Raw genomic sequence first — 22,195 nt, 5'->3', positions numbered from 1 at the left:
GAGGCAGCCCGCGGGCGATAAGCAAGATCACCTCGTGTATTCGCCCCGAACATTTCCGGTCCGCCGGCGAGGAGGGCGCAACGGTTGCGCTCGGTCATGCGCGGATCACCGACAGCGCCTTCTTCGGAGGGCATCATCGATGCCACCTTCTGGTCTGCCCCCTGAAAAGTGATCCTTCTTGAAGTATGGCTATTGAGCCGAGGAAGGACATTGAAATGGCAGGGAAAAGACACAAGGCAGAAGAGATCGTCACGAAGCTCCGTCAGGTTGACGTGTTGAATGCGCAGGGAAAATCGATTGCGGAGGCGATCCGGTCGATAGGCGTGACGGAAGTTACATACTACCGGTGGCGGTCTGAATACGGCGGCTTGAAGGGAGACCAGGTGAAGCGGTTGAGAGAGCTGGAGGCCGAGAATGCCCGGCTCCGGCGTGCCGTTTCCGATCTCACGCTGGACAAGATGATCCTTGCCGAGGCCGCCAAGGGAAACTTCTAAGCCCCGCCCGCCGCCGCGCCTGCGTGGATCATGTCATCGAGGAACTGGGCGTGTCCGAGAGACGGGCCTGCCGGGTTCTCGGTCAGCATCGTTCGACGCAGCGCAAGATCGCCAAGACCCCGGATGACGAAGCAGCGTTGACCGCCGACATCACGGCGCTCGCTCTCCAGTATGGCCGCTATGGCTATCGTCGCATCACTGCGATGCTGCACCAGGCTGGCTGGATCGTGAACGTCAAGCGGGTCGAACGCATCTGGCGGCGGGAGGGGCTGAAGGTGCCGCACAGGCAACCCAAACGCGGTCGGCTGTGGTTGAACGACAGCTCGTGTGTCCGGCTTCGGCCGGAATATCCAAACCATGTCTGGTCCTACGACTTCGTCGAGGATCGCACACACAATGGCAGGAAAATCCGCATGCTCAATGTGATCGACGAGTTCACGCGCGAATGCATTGCCATCAGGGTCGAGAGAAAGCTGAAGGCCGTCGATGTCATCGACGTGCTTTCCGACCTGTTCATCCTGCGCGGCGTCCCGACGCATATTCGGTCCGACAACGGGCCGGAGTTCATCGCCAAGGCATTGCGGGAATGGATCGCGGCGGTGGGTGCCAAGACCGCCTACATCATGCCGGGCAGTCCGTGGGAAAACGGCTATTGCGAGAGCTTCAATTCGAAGCTCCGTGACGAACTGCTCAACGGTGAAATCTTCTACACGCTCAAGGAGGCAAAGATCGTCATCGAAAACTGGCGACGTCACTACAACACCGTGCGGCCGCACTCATCGCTGGGCTACAGGCCACCGTCTCCCGAAGCCTCTGTTTGGCCTCGCCAAAACGGACCGGCATCAACGCCAGCGGTGGCCAGCAGGCCAAGCATGCACTAACATTCCAACCGGATCACCCCATGGGGGCAGGCCAATCCGTAGTGCCTTTGACCTGGCGGGTGAGAAGATGAGAGTGATGCCGGTCATTGGTTGCCGTTCAATGTTGGTTCCATAATTATGCATACGCCGCAAATGTTCTGGTTCACCGCTCTAAACTCGGGCTTTATGCAAGTCTCTGCGCGATAAGCCCCCGCAACCAATGAGACTTGTAGCGGACGCCATTCAAATGCTGGCGTTGAAGCTCTTGACAGTTACGGTTGAGGGGCTTTTTGCGTTCGGACTCACAATCACCCTCCCTCCTCTAATAGGGTACAAAGTCCCTAACGTTGTTCGGACCATGAGGGAGATTTTTGTTCGACCAAGCGACATGGTTCTGCTCCCTAAACTCTAACAGAGTCCAACCTTGGACACTTCGTGGCCCAGCTTGGGCTGGCAGTGTTGATCAACAAGAGGGGCGGGGAAACCCGGTTGCATCATGGTACAGCTTAACAAAAACGACCTGGATTTCATTCTGCGTCAGATCAAGATCGCCGAAGCCCATGTCGCTGCGATCGATGCCGGCACGGATCCGCGGGTGGCGCTGGAGCAGCTCGTGTCGAGCCCGCTTTTGCCTTACGGCCTGCGCACCGTAGACGGCTCCTTCAACAATTTTCAGCCGGGCATGACCCATTTCGGCTCAGCCGATCAGCCGATGGTCCGGCTGCTCGATGCACAGTTCGCGTCCGCCGAAGCCAATCCGCGTTCAGGGGCTCCGACGAGCTACGCCAGCACTTCGGGCAGCGTTTACGACAGCCAGCCGCGCATCATCTCCAACCTTGTCGCCGACCAGTCTTTGAACAATCCGGCCGCTATTTCAGCAGCTCTCGCGTCAGTCGGTATTGTCGGTGCCGACGCGTTGGCAATCGTGGGCGAGATCATGCAGCTTCAGGCGGCCGCCAAGGCTGCCCATGACGCAGTGGAGGACGCCGCCGAAGCCGCGCAGGAGCAAGCCGAGGCAGCTGATGCCGTCGTAACTGCCGCCGCAGAAGCCGTTCAGGATGCACAAGACGCATTGGCAGCCGCCAATGGCGTGCTTCAAGCGGCGCTCGCCACTCAGGCCACAGCCTCGGGTGTACTTGCCGACGCCAATACGGCACTGGCGGGTCATGCGTCCGTGCTGTCTGCCGCCCAGTCGGCGGCAGCGGCAGCACAGGCCGCCGTCATCGGCGCGCAGGCGATCGTCGATGCGGCGACCGCCACGCGCAACACGACTTTTGCCGAGATGGGACTTGCCGAGCAGGCCAAGGAGGCGGCGCTTGCGGCCTTCCAGGCGAATGCGTCGGCGGAGAATGCCGCCGCCTACTTTGCAGCTTCTGATGCCTATGACGATGCCTCTCTTGCCTATGAGAACGCCGCCGAAGACCTGGAAGACGCACAGGAGGCTCTCGTTGCTGCCCAAGCGGCCCAGTCAGCGGCTGTCGCTGATCTTCAGTCGGCCGTCGAACAGCAGCAGTCCCTGGCAGGAGCGGTGAGCGACGCGCAGGCGGATCTGACTGTTGCCAATCTGGACGTGGCGACGGCAAACGTGTCCGTCGACGTCGCGGAGACGACTCTTGACGCAGCCAATAACGCCCTTGCTGCGGCTGAAGACATCCGTGAGGCCATCCTGACCGGCGAAGGTGCTACGGCGGCGGCCGAAGTTGCGGCCGCCGCCGCCGACGCCGCCGTGCTGGCGGAGTTAACCTCGCATGGCGTCGAAATGGACGGCAACAACGTTTTCATCAAGAACATTGCGGCTGACTTGGGGGACACCGCGTCCTTCAATGGGTTCATGACCATTTTCGGCCAGTTCTTCGACCATGGCCTCGATCTGACGACCAAGGGCGGAGCAGGTTCGGTCTATATCCCCTTGCAGCCAGATGATCCCCTCTATGACCCGAACAGCTTCACAAACTTCATGGTACTTACCCGCGCGACGAACAGCCCGGGTGCCGACGGTGAGTTGGGCACCGCCGACGACGTGCGCGATCACACTAACGAGACCACGCCATGGATCGATCTGAACCAGGTCTACACGTCGAACCCATCGCATCAGGTCTTTCTGCGGGAATATGTTCTGGTGGGTGGCAAGCCCGTTGCCACCGGTCACATGCTCGAAAGCGCAACCGGCGGTCCGCCGACCTGGAAGGATATCAAGGTTCAGGCTGAAACCATCCTTGGCATCAAGCTGCATGATATGAACGTTCACGCGGTGCCGGCCATTGTGACGGATCTGTATGGCGAATTCGTTCGCGGCGAAAATGGCTTTCCGCTGCTTTTGACACCAGAAGGCCCCGTCGAAGGGGACCCGGAGAACCTGGCAGATGCCATGCAGGCTGTGCCCGCCGGCCGCGCCTTCCTCAACGACATTGCGCATGAGGCTGCCCCTGGGACATACGATCTGGATGGAAACCCTAACAACGGGTTCAGCGGCCTGCTGAGGCCTGACTCGGACACGACACTGGGTATTGATGATGTGGACTCGATGATCCCCGGCGCCTACCCCGGCCAGTTTGTCCGAACTGTGTACGACAACGAACTTCTCGACCGTCACTTCATCGTCGGTGACGGACGTGGAAACGAGAACATTGCGCTGACTGCAACGCATGCCATGTTCCATGGCGAGCACAATCGTCAGGTGGAGGAGATCAAGGCAAGTCTGCTCGCCGGAGGCGATGTCGCGTTTCTCAACGAGTGGCTGCTCACCGATGTCTCGACGATGCCGACCAGCGGTGCCGGCCTTGTCTGGGATGGCGAACGCCTGTTTCAGGCGGCTCGCTTCTCGACCGAAATGGTTTACCAGCACCTCGTCTTCGAGGAGTTCGTCCGTGCGATTGCGCCGCAGATCGATCCCTTTGTCTTCTCGAATTCCGTCGAGATCGATGGGGCGATCTTCGAAGAGTTTGCACAGGTCGTCTACCGGTTCGGTCACTCGATGCTCAACGAGAATGTCGATATCCTGAAGTTCGCCGGTGGTCAGGTCAAAGCAGAAGAGAAGGGCCTGATCGATGCATTCCTCGACCCCGTGATGTTCGACGCCCAAGGCGTTGATGCGCATGCTGCAGCTGGGGCCATCCTACGCGGCATGACCCGTCAGGCCGGCAACGAAATCGACGAATTCATGACCAGCGCGCTGCGCGACAATCTGGTCGGCCTGCCGCTCGATCTGGCGGCACTCAATATTGCCCGCGCACGGGAGACCGGTGTTCCCTCGCTCAACGACGCGCGCCGGCAGATCTACGATCAGACACAGGACACCTATCTGAAGCCCTATGAGAGCTGGGTGGATTTCGCCCAAAATCTCAAGAACCCGCTGTCGATCGTCAACTTCATCGCAGCCTACGGCACCCATTCCACGATCCTTTCTGCGACCACAGCCGAGGCAAAGCGGGACGCGGCTTGGGATCTGGTCTTCGGAAAGGCAGGTGAAACGTCCACAGAACGCGAGGCTCGCCTCGACTTCCTGAACTCATCGGGTTCCTGGGCTAATACTGAAACAGGGCTCAACAAGGTCGACTTCTGGATCGGCGGTCTCGCCGAGGCCTTGATGCCCTTCGGCGGCATGCTGGGCTCGACCTTCACTTTCGTGTTCGAACTGCAGATCGAGAAGCTCCAGAATGGTGATCGCTTCTACTATCTCAGCCGCACTCAGGGTCTCAATCTGCTGACGGAACTGGAAAGTGACAGTTTCGCCGACCTGATCCGTCGCAATACGGATACCGAGGAGGTAGGCCTCCATATCAATGGTGCGGCGTTCCAGACCGCCGACTACGTCATCGAGATGGACCAGTCGCGCCAGTATAATGAGGGCCTCGGTTCAGCCGATCCCACTCGTGCACCCGATGTGATCTCGGCGATTACCGGAACCGACAGTCTCGTGACCCGCGGTGAGGACTACATCAAGTACAATGGCGGCGAGCACGTGGTGCTCGGCGGCACCAACAGATCTGAAACGATCATCGGTGGTGCCGGTGACGACACGATCTGGGGCGAGGGCGGCGACGACCGCATCGAAGGCGGCTTCGGCGTCGATCACATCCATGGCGGCGACGGCTCTGACATCATCACCGACAGTGGCACCGATATCGGCGCTGCGGACGTGCTGAAGGGCGAAGCCGGCGACGATCTCATCAACGGTGGCATGGGCCTCGACCTCATCTTCGGCGGCGATGGGTCCGACATTCTCTCCGGCGGTTCGGAGGCGAAGAGCATCTTCGGCGGCGAAGGCGACGACTATATCCGCGCGGCCTCCGGTGGCGGCGGCGTCGTCTACGGCAACGAAGGCAATGACTGGATGGAAGGCCAGGGGAACATGAATACCCTGACGGGTGACAACTCGGAATTGTTCTTCAATTCCCGCGTCATCGGTCACGACATCATGATCTCGGGTGAAAACGATACCGATTTCGACGCGGAATCCGGTGACGACATCATGGTCCAGGGAATCGGCATCAACCGCAGTAACGGTATGGCCGGTTTCGATTGGACGACGTTCAAGGGCAATGACTATGACGCCGTTGCCGACATGAATGTCAGCATCTTCGTCAACCAGCAGAACAACATTCTCCGTGACCGCTACGACCTTGTCGAAGGTCTGTCAGGCTGGAAGAACAACGACACACTGACCGGCCGTGACGTCGTCATCGGTGGCTATGATGCGGCCGGCAACGCGGCCCAGGTCACCCCCGACGCTCCGATCGAAAGCTTCTCCAATGCGCTTCTCGAAAAGAACGTCGACAACATAACCGGCTTGCGTGAACTGGTGGCGCATCTCGAGCGCTTCACGCTGACCAATCCGACCAATGCCGATGGCGACAGCCAGATTGCCGTGATGGATACCTCTGATGGTTCTGACATCCTGCTGGGAGGCGGTGGTTCCGACATGATCCGCGGCATGGGCGGCGACGACATCATCGATGGCGACAAGTGGCTCAACGTCCGTATCCGCATCGATGCCCCCGGAGGTCCTTACACGGCCGATAGCCTGGCTGGCCCGGTTTATCTGGAATCGGATCTCGTCAACGGGATGCTGAAAACCGGCGCTGTGGCACAGAAGGGCGGCGCAACCCTCGACAGCCTGCTCTTCAGCCGTATGTTCGCGCCGAACCAGTTGTCGATGGTTCGCGAAATCGTCGATGGAGGCGCTGAGGATGATGTCGATACCGCCGTCTATTACGACAATTTCGAAAACTATGAGGTGACCTACAACGAAGACGGCAGCGTCACTGTTACCCATGTCAATCCGACTGTCGGCGTCATCGATCCGGTATCGGGTCGCAATCTCGAAGCTGAAGGTACCGATCGCCTCTTCAACATCGAGAAGATCCAGTTTGCCGATCAGGTCCTGGATTTGCGCAACATCGCGCCCGAGATTTCGCTCGATGGCTTCGATACCGTCACCCGCAGTTTTGCGGACAACTTCAACGCCGCAAATGGTGGCAACAACAACATTGGAACCGACAATTTTGCCGGTGCGTGGGTCAAGGCCGGTGATGTCAGCACCTCTGTGACTGCCGGCAACGTCCAGATCGACGGAGCAAACAGCAACCAGTTGCGCTTCAATCCAAATGCAGCTGACGGTGCGACGATCACCCGATCTCTCGATCTCTCGGGCATGCAGTCCGCGACGGTGAGCTTCAGCATTGCGGATGACGCCATTTCTCCCGGGTCAGATCTTGTACTTGGCTTCATTCAGCTTGGAAACGACAACGAGCGCCTTCACTTCGAATTCGCGGCAGACGGCGTGAACTTCGTGACTCTGGCGACATACGATGGCAGCAATGGAGGCAATCAGACGGTCGCGTTGCCAACGGACGCCATATCTGGTCCGAATTCAGCTATTCGCTTCCGACTTGAGGGTACGCTTGATCAGGATGGCCTCTTCAGCGCCAATACCGAGCGTTTCATTGTCGACAATCTGGTGATCAATGCGAGCGGCACGCAGCCGGTCACACCGCCCAACCGGGATATCACGAGCACCTTCATCGAAGACCAGGACCCGATCTCGATTGGATCCGAACCTCTGATCACGGACAATGGACAAACCCTCGCATCCGCGCGGGTGGTGCTGACCAACGCGCAATCGGGCGATAACCTCGCGGTAGCAAACCTGCCGAGCGGGATCACGTCCTCAATCTCGCAAGTGGGCGGCGCAATCGTGGTAACACTCGCCGGCGAGGCGACGCTTGCAACCTATCAGGCGGCGATCCAGGCAGTGACCTTCTCTAATGGCTCCGACAACCCGTCGATCATCCCACGCGTGATTGAAGTCACCGTGAATGACGGGCGTCTCGAGAGCACGCCTGCCACCCATACGGTGACGATCACGCCCGTCGATGACCCGACGGTGGCAAACAACGACACCGTCATTACCAATATCAGTCGGGGCACGGCGATTGTCATTCCGGAATGGGCACTGCTCTATAACGACAGCGATCCGGACAATACGCTCGATGTCACGGCGGTATCGGGACCAAACGGATTGAGCAACCTCAGCCTTAACACCAATCCGGGATCGGTCGCCTTCATCGATCCGACCAACGGTGGTGCAGGTGGATCGTTTGGCTACACGGCAAGAGGGAGCAACAACGACACCGCGACGGTGGCGCTGTCCTACGACACGAACGGACAATTGAGCGGAAGCAATGGTGGCGACATCATGGTCGGCAGCAATGGTACAAACACCATCGATGGCGGCGCTGGCAATGACGTCATTCTCGCTGGTGGCGGCGATGATACGATCAACCAGACCAGCAACCAGGGCCGCGATATTGTAGATGGTGGGCAGGGCAACGACACCTATCGTCTGTCTGGTGTGCAGGGTGCCGAGCGGTTCCGCATCTATGCTGTCACCAACAACCAGAATGCGTCGCTTGCCGTAGCGCTGGGTACGGTCTTCCTGCCGACAACGGAGATCGTTATCACCCGTGCTCTGGCGAACGGCTCCGAAACGGTCGTTGCAGAACTCGCCAGCATCGAGGAAATCGTCATAGATCAGTTGCCGGTGACGGCGGACAATAACAATGGCGGTCTTGATGGCGGTCCGACCCAGAGTGGCGATATCATCGAAGTCATCGGCAACTTCGACAGCACCAGCCTGAACTACTCGACGATCACCATCGACGGCTCGTCCGGCGATGACGTCGTCGATATCTCGGCCCTCAGCTCAGCCCACCGCATCGTCTTCCGATCGAATGGCGGCAATGACACTATCGTCGGCGCAATGCGTCCGCAGGACGTCGTCGAAGTCGCACCCGACACCAACCCGGAAGACTTTAGCGAAATCGACAATGCTGACGGCACGACCACGCTGTCGAACGGCAGTCACTCGCTGACTTTCACGGGTGAGGCACCGATCCTCGTCGATGCCGGTACGGAACATGATCACGATGATGACGAGGTCGAGGAGGAGGATGCCGATAACGACGGCGATGTCGTCACGCCTCCAACCACGGGTCCGACGCCAACCGTGCTCATCGGCACGTCTTCTGCGGATGCGTTGCTTGGCGCTGGTGGAGATGACACGATCCTGGGTGGTGCTGGTACGGATGTTCTGGTTGGTCAGGGCGGCTCGGACATTCTGCGTGGCGAGGACGGCGATGACGTTGTGTCGGGCGGTGATGGCAATGACGTGATCAATGCCGGGCTCGGAGATGACGAGGTGCATGCCGGCGGTGGCAACGACATCGTCTTCGGCGGTGCCGGTTCCGACCTGATCTTCGGCGATGCCGGCCACGACGTGATCGAGGGTGGAGCAGCCGACGACCATGTCTGGGCGGGTGACGGCGACGACACTGTCATTGCGACGCTGAATGACGGCAACGACGTCTACTACGGCGAAGATGGCATCGACACGCTGGACTATGCAGCGACCAGCGCCAACCTGACGGTCGATCTCGGCAATGGCTTCAACAGCCGCGGCTCGGTTTCCGGCGGGACGACGGGCTCGGATAGCTTCTACGGCTTCGAGAACTTCATCGCCGGTTCCGGCCACGACACGATCACAGCCTCGTCTGCGGTCAACATCATCGATGGCGGGCTTGGCGACGATGTCTTCAAGTTCACATCGGCAGCCAATGCGGATGGCGACACGATCTACGGCTTCCAGACCGGCGACCGGATCGACTTTACCGGCATGGGGGCCATGAATCTCGAGGCAGGCCAGACCATCGATGCAATCGGCGACGTGACCATCACGCACGAGATGCGCGACGGCGAGGAGTTCACGGTGATCCGGGGCAATACGCAAGGGGACAATGCAGCCGACTTCGAACTCTCGCTGCATGGCCGCCACAACCTGACGATCAACGACTTCCTCGGCGTATCCTGAGGACGACATGGCAGAACTGCCGGCCTGGCGGGGCCGGCAGACAGACAGACGTTGAGTGGGGGAAGCCATGAACAAGCAGTCAAGCTACAAACTGTCCGGTATAGGCCTGGTGACAGGCTTCGTCTTCGGACTTTCGGGCATCATCAACATCCTGGCGCTGACCGGCGCCTTCTACATGCTGCAGATCTATGACCGGGCGCTGACCAGCGGCAGTGTGCCGACCCTGATCTGGCTCTCGGTGATCGCGGTCGGTCTCTACCTGTTCCAGGGTATGTTCGACATCTTGAGGTCGCAGATGCTGGTGCGCTTCGGTTCCAATGTCGATCGCCAGATCGCGCCGCTCGTGCACCGGGTGGTGATCGACATGCCGCGCTTCGGCTATTCCGCGGCGGAAGCCTCCGAGCGCGGCCGCGACGTCGATACGGTGCGCTCCTTCCTGTCGGGTGCGGGGCCGGTCGCTCTCTTCGACCTGCCCTGGATCCCGGTCTATCTGGTCTTCGTCTGGATGCTGCATCCGGTGCTCGGCATGCTGACGCTCGGGGGGGCTGCCTTCCTCGCCTGTCTGACGATCGCGGCCGAGCTTCTGTCACGCCGGCACGCCAAGGAGATGACGCGGGCCGCCATTCAGCGCAACAACGTCTCGGACAACCATGTCCGCAACGGCGACATCCTCTATTCGATGGGCATGACGGACCGCGCGATCGACCGCTTCGAAAGCGCCAACCGCCGTCATCTCGATACCCAGACTGCCACCTCCGACATCGCCGGCACCTTTGCCGGGATCTCCAAGGTCCTGCGCATGATGCTGCAGTCGGCGACCCTCGGTCTTGGGGCCTATCTGACGATCCAGGGCGAGATGTCGGCGGGTGCGATCATCGCCTCCTCGATCGTCACCGGCCGGGCGCTCGCCCCGGTCGACCAGGCGATCGCCCAGTGGAAGGGCGTCATCGCCGCACGCCGCTCCTGGTCGCGCATCAAGGACACGCTCGCCGTGCTCGACCGTCCGCCGACGCAGTTCGACCTGCCGGCGCCGAGCGAGGATCTTGTCGTCGAGGGCATGACGACGGTGGCACCTACGACCGGCACCGTGCTTCTGAGCGATGTCTCGTTCAAACTCACGGCTGGCCAGGCGCTGGCGCTGATCGGTCCATCCGGCGGCGGCAAGACGACGCTCGCGCGGTCGCTGCTCGGCATCTGGCCACTCCTGCGCGGCTCGGTTCGCGTCGATGGCGCCGATCTCAAGCAGTGGCCGACCAGTTTCTTCACCGAGAATGTCGGCTATCTCCCCCAGGAAGTGGCCCTTCTCGACGGTACGGTCGCCGACAACATCGCCCGTTTCGATCCGGATGCCGATTCCAAGATGATCTTCCGGGCTGCTCGTGCCGCCGGCATCCATGATCTGATCGTACGATTGCCGAACGGTTACCAGACCCAGATCGGCCCGAGCGGCCAGTCGCTCTCGGCCGGCCAGCGGCAGCGCGTGGCGCTGGCGCGCGCGCTTTACGGCGATCCCTTCCTGGTGGTGCTCGACGAGCCGAACTCCAATCTCGATGCCGAGGGCGAAGAGGCGCTGATGAGGGCAATCGTCAAGGTGCGCGAGCGTGGTGGCATCGTCGTCATCGTCGCGCATCGCCCGAGCGCACTTCAGGCCGTCGACATGGTCGGCGTGGTCCAGGGCGGCAAACTCGTCTCCTTCGGGCCGAAGGAGGAGATCATCAAGGTTCCGGCCAACACGCAGGAGAAGCCGCTGCGGCCGACCCGCTTGATGCCGATCGCGGCGGAGTAAGGGATCATGGCAAGCTCCATTACCGATCATGACGAAGCCTTGAAGCTCGGCCACGGCGACGCCCAATCGGCCAAGGCGCCGGCGCGCAAGTTTGCGCTCCCTGACGCTCCGGATCGCACGCTTTGGTCGCCGGGCATCTTCGCCGTGCTCTCCATGGGGCTCGGCGCCTATCTCGGGCGGCTGCGCGAGATCGTCAATCCGGCGCCCAATGCACAAGCCCCGGACGACCGGAAGACCGTGGCGCTCGATGATGGCACGACTGCACCGGTTGAGGATGCGCCCGAGGCCGGGCTGGACATCGCCGCCTTCTGGCAGCAGATCCAGCGGGCCTACGAGGACGTGGTCGAGCAGGTCGAGCCGCCGCGCCGGCTCTACTCCTCGATCCGCTTCAACGCCCAGGATTTTATGCTTGAAGGCGACTATGCCGGACGCCCGTTCCAGGGTGTGTCGATTGATGTCGCAGCCAACGGCTTTCGCTTCGTGGCGCCAAGCGTGGCCAAGCCGAAGCTTGCGACCTTCGGCCTTCCGCGTGCTGCCAACGATGCCCCCGCCGCTGGACAGGCGGCAGACGGCAACAGCGACACGCCTGATGACGGCAGTCTACCGGTCGATGGTTCGTCTGGCGGGGGCTCCTCGAATGGGGGCACTTCCGGGAACCCGCCGGCGCCGGCCAATCGTGCCCCCTTGTCCCGTGGCCCGATCTATCTGGGAACGGGCCTCGTCAACCTGTCGATGCTTCTGATGTGGGCCGACCTTGCGCGCGCAGCCATAGACCCGGACGGCGATCCGCTGACCATCTCCGCCATCCGTGCGACATCGGGCGAGATCCGCGCTTATGGCGACGATGCCTGGATCTATATCCCCGAACGCGACAGCCAAGGGCTGGTGAACCTCACCTTCACGCTGAGCGACGGCAAGGCGTCGGTCCAGGGCCAGGGCTTTCTCGATCTGCGTGCGCATGCCGACACCGAGATCACCGGAACCGATCAAGATGACATTCTCCTCGGCACGCCGGGCAAGGATCTGATCGATGCCGGCGCCGGCAACGACACGGTTTATGGGCGCGAAGCCGACGACCTGATCCTCGGCGGTGCGGGCGACGACGTGCTGATCGGTGGCGAAGGCCGCGATGTCATTCATGGTGGTGACGGCGATGACCGTATCTTCGGGGGCGATGGCGACGATGTCCTGTTCGGCGAGGCCGGCAACGACATGCTGTTCGGCGAGGCCGGACGCGACAGCCTGATGGGCGGCGAAGGGCAGGATATCCTGTCCGGTGGTGACGGCGACGACCGGCTGTTCGGCGAAGCCGGCGACGATGTCCTGTCGGGAGATGCGGGCAATGATGTGCTGGACGGCGGCACGGGCCACGATACGCTGGCCGGCGGTGCCGGCGATGACGTCATGGTCGGCGATGAGGGCGACGACGTGTTCGTCGCAGGTGCCCAGACCGTTCTTGAAGCGCGCAGTCTGACGCAGATGCCGATGGATCATGCGCCGGCACCCGGCATCGATGATGGCGACGACGTCATCCATGGTGGCGAAGGTGCGGACACTTATGATGCATCGTCCGCGACCATGGCCGTCGAGATCGACCTCGAGGCGGGCGTTGCCATGGGCGAAGAGATCGGCCAAGACCGCCTGACCTCGATCGAGAATGCCGTCGGCGGCGAGGGGGACGACACGATCACCGCCAGTTCCGCCGTCAACATTCTGTATGGTCAGGGCGGTCAGGACAACTTCGTCTTCGGCTCGGTCGCTTCCATCCGCAATTACGGGGCCGGCCTCGACCAGATCCGCGACTTCGATGTCGGCGACAAGGTCGATCTGTCGAAGCTCGAGCGGGAACTGGGCCGGCTCTACTTCGATGATGGCGAGAGCACACTCGAGCTCGATCGCCACGACCACAAGACCCTGGTCAAGCTCTACAAGAAAATGATCGACGACGACGATGCCGGCCACCAGGTGCTGCAGCTCGTGACGGATATCGACGGTGATCAGGACTACGAGATCGTCATCATCAGTGCGCACGATCTCGACGAGGACGACCTGATCCTGACGGCCTTCCATCTTCCCGGCCAGACCGAAGGGCTCGTGGCCTGATCCGAACCTCGTGATCGGCACCGCTTCGGGCCGAAACTGTAAACTGCGTAAGGGGACACACCATGACACAGCGCCTTGATGACAAGAACAGCCAAGTCTCGCTCTCCGGCAAGGGGCTGAAGGGACGCATGCTCGCAGCGACCATGCTCGGTCTTGCCCTGACAGTCGGGATCGGCGGATGGGCGGCCCAGGCGAAGCTTGCCGGCGCCGTCATCTCGCAGGGCGAACTCGTCGTCATCGGCGAGACCAAGCAGGTCCAGCATGTCGATGGCGGCACGATCGTCGAGATCCCGGTGAAGGTCGGCTCCGTGGTCGACAAAGGCGACGTCGTCCTGCGCCTCGACGACACGCAGCTGCGCATCGAGTTCGGCATCGTCACATCGCAGGTCGCCCAGCTGAAGGCGATGATGGCCCGGCTTGTGGCCGAGCGTGACGGTCTCGACGTGCTTTCCTTCGAGGGTCTGGAGCTGTCTCCCGAGGTCATGCGCGAGGAAGCCAAGCTCTTCGACGAGAACCGCGTCATGCGGGCAAACCAGAAGCAGCAGATCGAAATGCAGATCTCGCAGCTGGGCAACCAGATCGACGGCCTGAGAGAGCAGGAAAAGGCCAATCTTGCAGAAAACGAGCTGCTGGCAGAAGAGCTCGCCATGCAGGAGGGGCTGGTCCAGAAGGGGCTCGCCAAGGCCGCCGAACTGCGTGGGCTTCGCCGTCAGATGGTTCGCATCGAAGGCACGATCGGTGATCTTCTCGCCCGTGTTGCCGAAGCAGAAGGTCAGATCAGCGAGCTCAAGGTCCGACTGATGTCGGTCGACCAGACCAGCCGTACGGAACTGCAAAAGGAGATCGTCTCGGTCGAGGCAAGGCTCACTGAACTCGAGCAGCGCGCGCTGCAGCTTACCCACCGGCTCGATCGCACGGTGGTCAAGGCGCCGGAAAGCGGCACGATCTACGACCTGCAGGCACATACCGTCGGCGGCGTTGTCGCACCGGGCCAGGTGATCATGGCCATCGTACCTGCCAACAGCGAGCTCAACGTCCATGTCAAGGTCGCCCCAACCGACATCGACCGTGTCTTCGTCGGCCAGACCGCGCGCATGCGCTTCACCGCCTTCAATCGGCAGACCACGCCGGAAATCGTCGGCGCCGTCGATATCATCCCAGGCGCAACTATCATCGACAAGGCAACGAACCTGCCCTTCTACAAAACCAGCGTCACCTTCTCCCCGAACGACCTCGGCGACCTCGCAACCAAGCTCACGCCAGGCATGCCCGTCGAAGTCTATATCGAGACCGAAGAAAGGACTGTCATCTCGTTCCTCGCAAAACCATTCACCGACCAGATCACCAGGGCATTCCGAGAAGAGTAAGCGCGGAGGTGGCGTCGCCTTAACCGCCTGTTTTAGCCGACTTGATATTCGGATTGTCATGACCGAATTCCCTGCCGCCCACTTCAGACGCCACCGCTTTCCTGCCGAGATCATCACCCATGCGGTCTGGCTGTATTTCCGATTTCCGCTCAGTTTACGCGACGTCGAAGATCTGTTGGCCGAGCGCGGCATCAACGTCTCATTCCAGACCGTCTCGGAATGGGCGGCGAAATTTGGCTTGAAGTTCGCCAATCAGCTCCGACGCCGCTCACGAGGCCAGTTTGCCGACAAGTGGCAGCTCGATGAGATGGTGGTGACGATCAAGGGAAAGAAATACTGGCTGTGGCGCGCCGTCGATGCCAACGGCTACGTTCTCGACGCCCTCTTGCAAAGCCGAAGGAACAAGGCAGCAGCCTTGCGTCTGATGCGCAAACTGCTCAAGGGTCAAGGTATCGCCCCGCGCGTGATGCTGACCGACAAGCTGCGTTCCTATTCGGCTGCGAAGGCGGATTTGATGCCGAAGGTCGAACATCGCTCGCACAAGGGATTGAACAACCAGGCTGAAAATTCCCATCTTGCTGTGCGACGACGAGAGCGGCGCATGATGCGCTTCAAGTCCGCGCGGCAATGTCAGCGTTTCGTCTCCACTCACGGCTAGATCGCCAATCTCTTCCTTCTTCACCGCAAAGACTTGACCGCCGCAGACCATCGCCAGCTTCGCACTCACGCCATCTCGACCTGGCGGGAAATCGCTTTGTCGATTGATGCGTGAAGTTCAGGTCGAAGAGACTACCGCATCCCAAACTCGGTTAAGGCGACGCCACCTCTGGAAGGTGTCCCCGTCGGTTGCGCGCCACTCGTCGCCAAGCAGGTCGAGGAACGGCTGATCGACAGCACCCCAGTTTTCGCGGCCGGCACCCAGATTGTTGAAGCTGCCGTCGACGGTGCGCAGACCGTAGGGAACGTGCTCGGCGCTGATGGCGAGCGTCGAGCCGGGCGTGCCTTCCGATACAACATTGCCGAGTTCATCGACCCAGATATTGGTCAAAGCCCTCGCGTTGTTGCCCGAGTGAGCGACCGAGTTCGCCTCTGCGATCTTGATCTGGCGCAAGATGAATTCGAGATCGTGCTGGTTGACCTGGACCATGATTTTATCCGGGGAAGCCCCCGCCTCCGGTGTTCGTCCCTGTACGTCTTGTCAGGGTTTTGTCAGGCAAGCAGAGTCTCACAGCCACGCGGAATGGTAAGGGTACTTGGTCCCGCGAAAACATGGATCAAAGTCCAAATTTAGTTCGGACCTTGGTCTGAACTTCTGTCGAACTTGATCGACAAGAAGACAGAAGCGTGCATCAATCCAAACTCAAGTGTAGGCAGGAAAAGGCATTAGAACGAGTGCGTGTGAAAGCGCGGGGAGGGAGGGGAGCCGATGCTGAAATTCTCGACAGAACTCGGCCCGGTGTGATGAACACCAAGTGGAATGCGTTTTTACCTGAACCTGCGCCGCCATCCCTGGTCGAGAGCGCTTGGCTCAGGCTGAAATCCCTGTCGCTATCGGCACAGTTCCTGATTGCTGCATCGCTGATCGTCTTTGGCCTGATGACGGGCGTGAGCCTGTTTGTCGCCGCGCAGGTCGAGAAGGCGGCTCTGAATGCTGCGGGCTCTGCAGGAGCCGTCAGATTGCAGACCCTCGTCGCCCCCCTGCTGGAGCGCGCTGAGGACGGCGAGTTTCGCTTCGACGAGCAATTTCAGGCCCGTGTTTCCAGCCTGATCGGGACCGGGCCTCCGGGGCAGCGTGTCACCAACATCAAGATCTGGTCTGCCGATGGCCGACAGGTCTATCCCCTTGCGCCCGCGGACGGGCCAGAGCTTTTCGAGGAGCTCGAACGAGCCCTGGCCGGAGAGACGATCGTCTCCCGGACCACGGTTGCCAAGCACAGCTATACGGACGAAGAGGAAGCCCAGTCTCTTCTGGAGGTTTACAGTCCTCTCGTCAGGTCGCCCGAGGGCGAGGTTCTGCTGGCGGGCGAGGTTTACGAAGAATCCGAAGTGCTCGAACGGCAGATTGCCGAGACCCGGCAAACGTCGATGGCTGGCGTCCTTCTGCTGTCTGTGCCGATGCTGTCACTGCTCTATCTTGTGGTCCGGCGAGGCGCGCAGCTTATCGAACAGCAGCGCAGAACTCTGAAGGAAAGTCTCCGCAACGCCATCGAGTTGTCGGTCGAAAACAATCGCCTGCGCCTCCTTGCCGACAATGCGCGGACAGAAGCCGGCAAGCTGAACGAGCGCATCCTGGATCAGATCGGTGCGGACCTGCATGACGGATCGGTGCAGCTTCTCACGCTCCTGAAACTGCGCTTGAGCGATCTGGTCACGCCGAGGCCGGATGTCTCCCCAGAGATGCGGGATGCCCTGACCAAGATCCTGGATCTCGTGGGCAGTGTTCTCGATGAGGTACGTAACCTGTCGGCAGGGTTGGTGCTTCCCGAGCTTGAGGACGCCTCCATCGACGAAGCTCTTCAGTTGGCAACCAAGCGTTATCTCGAGATCACGGGACGTGAAACGGTTTTGACTGGATGCGCCGGCACGGACCTGCGCATTCCCGATCTGTCGATATGCCTTTACCGGTTCGTTCTCGAAGGGCTGATGAACAGCTATCGTCACGCTAACGGCAATTCTCAGATGGTGCGTTGCAGCTACAAAAGCGGACGCCTGTTCGTCGCGGTGGTGGATATTGGTCAGCGCCCGGTTTTCTCGTCAAAACGTGAGGTGCAGCGGGCTCGATTGGGGAAGGTCAGCCAGAAGCGACGCGTTCGCACATTTGGCGGTCGGGTCCGCTACTTCCCCCGCCGAAACGGTTCATTCGTGGTTGCGAGCCTGCCGATTGGAAATGTCGACTGAAGTGTCAGCTTGCGACCCGGTCCCGTGGTGACGTCCGGTTCCTCACGGCGATCACGAGTTCGACGCGATTGCGGACGTTGAGTTTGCTCATCAGTGAAGTCATGTAATGTTTGACCGTCTTTTCGCTGATGTTCAGACTGACGCCGATTTCCCTGTTGGTCATGCCCTTGAGCAGGCCACTGACGATCTGCTCTTCACGATGGTGTAGCCGCTCACGCGGCTGTGCCTTGCGACGCATCTCCGACGTTTTCATCGACACGATCACCTTGGTCGCAAAGCCGGGTGTGATGTAAGTCTCGCCGCTATGCGCGCTGATGATGGCGTGGTGCAAATCCGAAGACGATGCGCCCTTGAGGACATAACCGCTGATACCAGCTTCGATGAGTTCCACGGCAGGCTGGATCGCGCTGGAAGCCGTGAAAACGATCACCTTGGTGGCAGGATAGGACGCGAGCATAACATCGATCGCGGCGAAGGAATCTCCCGGCATGCTCAGATCCATGACGATCACGTCCGGGTGGTGGTCCTCGACGATATTCAAGGCATCCACGGTGGTGTGACCCATGGCCACAACATCTAGATCAGCCTTGGTCCTGTACAGGCTGACCAGGCCCTCCAACAGTATCGGGTGATCGTCTACAAACGCGACACGTACAAGCATAACCCCTACCCCTCTAGGGATAAACTTACCATGGCCAGTACCTTTCAGGAAGGTCTTGTTTAAGATTCGGTTAATACTGGCGTGGCCTTTTCTGGGGGAGTCGGTGGGCTGGCGTCCCGACCGCAGTTGTTGGTCAGCAATGGGCCACGTCGGTGGCGTCGCCTTAACCGCCTGTTTTAGCCGACTTGATATTCGGATTGTCATGACCGAATTCCCTGCCGCCCACTTCAGACGCCACCGCTTTCCTGCCGAGATCATCACCCATGCGGTCTGGCTGTATTTCCGATTTCCGCTCAGTTTACGCGACGTCGAAGATCTGTTGGCCGAGCGCGGCATCAACGTCTCATTCCAGACCGTCTCGGAATGGGCGGCGAAATTTGGCTTGAAGTTCGCCAATCAGCTCCGACGCCGCTCACGAGGCCAGTTTGCCGACAAGTGGCAGCTCGATGAGATGGTGGTGACGATCAAGGGAAAGAAATACTGGCTGTGGCGCGCCGTCGATGCCAACGGCTACGTTCTCGACGCCCTCTTGCAAAGCCGAAGGAACAAGGCAGCAGCCTTGCGTCTGATGCGCAAACTGCTCAAGGGTCAAGGTATCGCCCCGCGCGTGATGCTGACCGACAAGCTGCGTTCCTATTCGGCTGCGAAGGCGGATTTGATGCCGAAGGTCGAACATCGCTCGCACAAGGGATTGAACAACCAGGCTGAAAATTCCCATCTTGCTGTGCGACGACGAGAGCGGCGCATGATGCGCTTCAAGTCCGCGCGGCAATGTCAGCGTTTCGTCTCCACTCACGGCTAGATCGCCAATCTCTTCCTTCTTCACCGCAAAGACTTGACCGCCGCAGACCATCGCCAGCTTCGCACTCACGCCATCTCGACCTGGCGGGAAATCGCTTTGTCGATTGATGCGTGAAGTTCAGGTCGAAGAGACTACCGCATCCCAAACTCGGTTAAGGCGACGCCACCGGCTCACTGAACTCGAGCAGCGCGCGCTGCAGCTTACCCACCGGCTCGATCGCACGGTGGTCAAGGCGCCGGAAAGCGGCACGATCTACGACCTGCAGGCACATACCGTCGGCGGCGTTGTCGCACCGGGCCAGGTGATCATGGCCATCGTACCTGCCAACAGCGAGCTCAACGTCCATGTCAAGGTCGCCCCAACCGACATCGACCGTGTCTTCGTCGGCCAGACCGCGCGCATGCGCTTCACCGCCTTCAATCGGCAGACCACGCCGGAAATCGTCGGCGCCGTCGATATCATCCCAGGCGCAACTATCATCGACAAGGCAACGAACCTGCCCTTCTACAAAACCAGCGTCACCTTCTCCCCGAACGACCTCGGCGACCTCGCAACCAAGCTCACGCCAGGCATGCCCGTCGAAGTCTATATCGAGACCGAAGAAAGGACTGTCATCTCGTTCCTCGCGAAGCCATTCACCGACCAGATCACCAGGGCATTCCGAGAGGAGTGATTGGGAAGGAGCATCAGTTCTCTTCGATCGCGTTTTCGAAATCACGGAACTGCATGGCCGCCTCCGTTCGGTTGACGGCCTTCAACTTTGCGAGAATGCGGGTCATGTGATGCTTTACCGTCTTTTCCTCGATGCCGAGCTGTTCGGCGATCCGACGATTTGACGAGCCTTTGGCAACAAGGGCCATGATCTCCCGCTCGCGTGGGGTCAGAGCCTCCAGACGCTCACGCCGCGCGCGCGCACCTGGTTGCTCAAGGTTGCCCGGCGCGCCGCCCTGTGCAAGTTCTCCCAGCACACGGTTGGCAAGGGACGGGGTGATGTAGTGCTGTCCATCGCGGATGTCGCGGAGAATATTGATCAGCGAGCGGCCGCCGACCCCCTTTACGATGAAGCCACTTGCGCCGGCACTGATGGCTGCCGAAAGATCGACGCTGTCTTCCGATGCGGTCAATACCACCACATGGGTATCAGGCGCTTCTCGGACGATTTGCTCAATGACGGACTGGCCTCCGCCCGGCATGGAGAGGTCGAGCAGGAGAAGGTCGGGTTTCAGTTGCACAGTCGTTCGATAGGCATCTTCTGCCGTAGCAACCTCAGCGCAGAGCCTGAAGTCCTCCGCTTCTGCCAATGTCAGTGCAAGTCCTTGTCGAAAAATCGGATGGTCATCGGCAATCAATATGCTGATCATGCTGCGTCCTTTGCAAACTCTACCGGCAAAAGCATCACGACGCTTGTGCCGGATCCTTTCGCGGTCTTGAGCGAGAAGTCGCCACCGAGCGAATTGATCCGCTCCTTCAAACCTGCAAGGCCGAGCCCGTTCGTCTGGGCCGCCGGGTCGAAACCGATGCCATCATCGGACACGGCCACTCTCAACCGGCGTTCTTCGAGCCCTACCGTCACACTCTGTGCTGAGCAGTGCCCATGATGGCTACCGTTGTTCAAGGTTTCCTGAATGAAGCGGTAGACGGTCGTCTTGGCTGCGAGCGGCAGCGGCGGAAGTTCTGCCGGCACCTCGCGAGCGACGCTGATCCCCGTTCGTTTTTCGTGGCTCTCGATCGCAGTATGCACCACGGTCGCAAGGTTCCACTGGCTGATCTCGGGCAGGGAGAGGCCACGGCAGATCTGTCGAATTTCCCGCATGGCATCATCGACCGTCTGCTTGATGGGCACGAGATCGGGGCTCTCCTTGGCCGGATCGACGGATTCCAGTCGCATCCCGGCAAAGGACAGAAGTTGCAAAGGGCCGTCATGCAGGTCTGCCGAGATCCTGCGTAGGGCATTCTCATTGAGTTCGGCAAGCTTCAGATTCGCCTTGTTTACCCGGCGAGCCAAGCGCTGGTTCTCTGTGAGCAGACCTGACAGCTCGTGAAGCTTCTCGTCGAGCGCATGTCTTTGTCGCGCGATTGTCTCCGCGCCCCTCAATACGACGAGGTAGATGGCCGCGAGCATGGCAAGCGCCACCGAACCGACGATGAGCAAGCCCTCGCGTTTGGTTTTCACGAGTAGTGCCCGCAATGCTGTTCCATCGGCGTAGAATTCGGCCACGCCGATGACGGCCCCGGTTTGGGGCGAAAGGAGAGGCGTATAGATTTCCAGAAGCGGTGCTGTTCTCAATGTTTCCGAGATACTGAGTTCATCAAGGACATTGTCGAAGTCGGCATAAGTCTCGCCTTCCAGCGCGTGCTTCATGCCGTCGGTCTGGTTGAATTTTTCCCCGATGATCTTCGTGTCATTGCTGTAAGCGATCGTGCCGTCGGTTGACCAGATCTGGAAGAGCACAATTTCCGTCTTGAGCAAACCCTGACCGAAGAGGCTGTCGAGCTTGGCCCGGTTTTCCGGTCGAAGAGTAGAGGCGTATTCGAGCTCTTGCGCTAAAGGAGTGATGGCATCTGTTACGAACATCGCCTTGATCGAGATCGCATTTACCTTAACGCCGTTTTCGACCGCTGCGGTCACCCAATAGCCGATAATCAACGTGCCTATGATGAGCACGGCGGCCGCCATGCCGTAGAACTGCCGAATAAGGTTGGTCCTTTGCTCCATGAAGGAGAGAATATCCAGAAGCTGCTGTTTCACAAACGCTTTCGCGCCGGATGGTTGATCAGGGACGATTTCGGATCGGATGCGTTTCGACGTCTACCGCGATCTAGCAAAGTTCAAGGATATGGTTCATCGCCACACCG

12 protein-coding genes and 2 pseudogenes are annotated in these 22,195 nt (G+C 60.1%); 10 read left to right on the top strand and 4 right to left on the bottom strand.

Annotated features, from left to right (window positions below; genetic code table 11):
* The first annotated feature begins 17 nt into the window (after positions 1-17).
* From QTL56_RS12505 to QTL56_RS12475, 7 genes and pseudogenes are all read left to right on the top strand, one after another.
* Positions 18-182, top strand: coding sequence for a TOBE domain-containing protein (locus tag QTL56_RS12505; protein WP_306424879.1), 165 nt, complete (start codon positions 18-20; stop codon positions 180-182).
* Between the two features lie 33 nt (positions 183-215).
* Positions 216-1,375, top strand: a protein-coding gene (locus tag QTL56_RS12500) for an IS3 family transposase (RefSeq protein WP_245138042.1) whose coding sequence is annotated in 2 segments (ribosomal slippage) — positions 216-480 and positions 480-1,375 — 1,161 coding nt in all. Because the reading frame shifts where the segments join, the coding sequence is not laid out codon by codon here.
* A gap of 475 nt (positions 1,376-1,850) precedes the next feature.
* Complete coding sequence (locus QTL56_RS12495; RefSeq protein WP_245138041.1) at positions 1,851-9,722, top strand: peroxidase family protein; 7,872 nt, start codon at positions 1,851-1,853, stop codon at positions 9,720-9,722.
* A gap of 67 nt (positions 9,723-9,789) precedes the next feature.
* The gene (locus QTL56_RS12490; RefSeq protein WP_245138040.1) at positions 9,790-11,508 is read left to right on the top strand and encodes a type I secretion system permease/ATPase; all 1,719 of its coding nucleotides are present in this window, start codon (positions 9,790-9,792) and stop codon (positions 11,506-11,508) included.
* 6 nt (positions 11,509-11,514) lie between these two features.
* Positions 11,515-13,611, top strand: coding sequence for a calcium-binding protein (locus tag QTL56_RS12485; RefSeq protein ID WP_245138039.1), 2,097 nt, complete (start codon positions 11,515-11,517; stop codon positions 13,609-13,611).
* Between the two features lie 62 nt (positions 13,612-13,673).
* Entirely contained in the window at positions 13,674-14,978 is a 1,305-nt protein-coding gene (locus tag QTL56_RS12480; RefSeq protein WP_289393188.1) for an HlyD family type I secretion periplasmic adaptor subunit, read from the top strand.
* 58 nt (positions 14,979-15,036) lie between these two features.
* A pseudogene (locus tag QTL56_RS12475) lies at positions 15,037-15,750 on the top strand (IS6 family transposase).
* Between the two features lie 3 nt (positions 15,751-15,753).
* On the opposite strand, the gene QTL56_RS12470 reads toward QTL56_RS12475, so the two are convergent.
* Entirely contained in the window at positions 15,754-16,125 is a 372-nt protein-coding gene (locus QTL56_RS12470; protein WP_245138067.1) for a peroxidase family protein, read from the bottom strand.
* A gap of 197 nt (positions 16,126-16,322) precedes the next feature.
* On the opposite strand from QTL56_RS12470, the gene QTL56_RS12465 reads away from it, so the two are divergent.
* Positions 16,323-17,876 carry a sensor histidine kinase gene (locus tag QTL56_RS12465; RefSeq protein ID WP_245138068.1) on the top strand — a complete coding sequence of 518 codons (1,554 nt, stop codon included), beginning with the start codon at positions 16,323-16,325 and terminating at the stop codon, positions 17,874-17,876.
* Positions 17,877-17,880: 4 nt separating this feature from the next.
* Here QTL56_RS12465 and QTL56_RS12460 read toward each other — a convergent pair whose 3' ends face one another.
* Positions 17,881-18,537 carry a response regulator gene (locus QTL56_RS12460; protein WP_245138069.1) on the bottom strand — a complete coding sequence of 219 codons (657 nt, stop codon included), beginning with the start codon at positions 18,535-18,537 and terminating at the stop codon, positions 17,881-17,883.
* 202 nt (positions 18,538-18,739) lie between these two features.
* On the opposite strand from QTL56_RS12460, the pseudogene QTL56_RS12455 reads away from it, so the two are divergent.
* A pseudogene (locus QTL56_RS12455) lies at positions 18,740-19,453 on the top strand (IS6 family transposase).
* Entirely contained in the window at positions 19,446-20,012 is a 567-nt protein-coding gene (locus QTL56_RS12450; RefSeq protein WP_289393187.1) for a beta-barrel domain-containing protein, read from the top strand. Before QTL56_RS12455 ends, QTL56_RS12450 begins: the two are co-directional and overlap by 8 nt.
* A gap of 13 nt (positions 20,013-20,025) precedes the next feature.
* Here QTL56_RS12450 and QTL56_RS12445 read toward each other — a convergent pair whose 3' ends face one another.
* Both QTL56_RS12445 and QTL56_RS12440 read right to left on the bottom strand, forming a co-directional pair.
* On the bottom strand, positions 20,026-20,700 hold the full coding sequence (locus QTL56_RS12445; protein WP_245137938.1) for a response regulator: 675 nt from the start codon (positions 20,698-20,700) through the stop codon (positions 20,026-20,028).
* Positions 20,697-22,088: a sensor histidine kinase gene (locus tag QTL56_RS12440; protein WP_245137937.1), complete on the bottom strand. Its 1,392-nt coding sequence runs from the start codon at positions 22,086-22,088 to the stop codon at positions 20,697-20,699. The genes QTL56_RS12445 and QTL56_RS12440 overlap by 4 nt, the downstream gene beginning before the upstream one ends.
* Between the last annotated feature and the right edge of the window lie 107 nt (positions 22,089-22,195).

It is taken from the genome of Peteryoungia algae, assembly GCF_030369675.1.
GTDB lineage: Bacteria > Pseudomonadota > Alphaproteobacteria > Rhizobiales > Rhizobiaceae > Allorhizobium > Allorhizobium algae.
The sequence above is the reverse complement of the archived record's forward strand: the minus strand, read 5'-3'. Positions and strand labels throughout refer to the sequence as shown.

What these genes read in the sequence shown, in the direction of transcription:
- QTL56_RS12470 (WP_245138067.1), bottom strand. Translation starts at nt 16,125, where the DNA reads ATGGTCCAGGTCAACCAGCACGATCTCGAATTCATCTTGCGCCAGATC.
- QTL56_RS12485 (WP_245138039.1), top strand. Translation starts at nt 11,515, where the DNA reads ATGGCAAGCTCCATTACCGATCATGACGAAGCCTTGAAGCTCGGCCAC.
- QTL56_RS12480 (WP_289393188.1), top strand. Translation starts at nt 13,674, where the DNA reads ATGACACAGCGCCTTGATGACAAGAACAGCCAAGTCTCGCTCTCCGGC.
- QTL56_RS12495 (WP_245138041.1), top strand. Translation starts at nt 1,851, where the DNA reads ATGGTACAGCTTAACAAAAACGACCTGGATTTCATTCTGCGTCAGATC.
- QTL56_RS12450 (WP_289393187.1), top strand. Translation starts at nt 19,446, where the DNA reads ATGCGTGAAGTTCAGGTCGAAGAGACTACCGCATCCCAAACTCGGTTA.
- QTL56_RS12490 (WP_245138040.1), top strand. Translation starts at nt 9,790, where the DNA reads ATGAACAAGCAGTCAAGCTACAAACTGTCCGGTATAGGCCTGGTGACA.
- QTL56_RS12445 (WP_245137938.1), bottom strand. Translation starts at nt 20,700, where the DNA reads ATGATCAGCATATTGATTGCCGATGACCATCCGATTTTTCGACAAGGA.
- QTL56_RS12460 (WP_245138069.1), bottom strand. Translation starts at nt 18,537, where the DNA reads ATGCTTGTACGTGTCGCGTTTGTAGACGATCACCCGATACTGTTGGAG.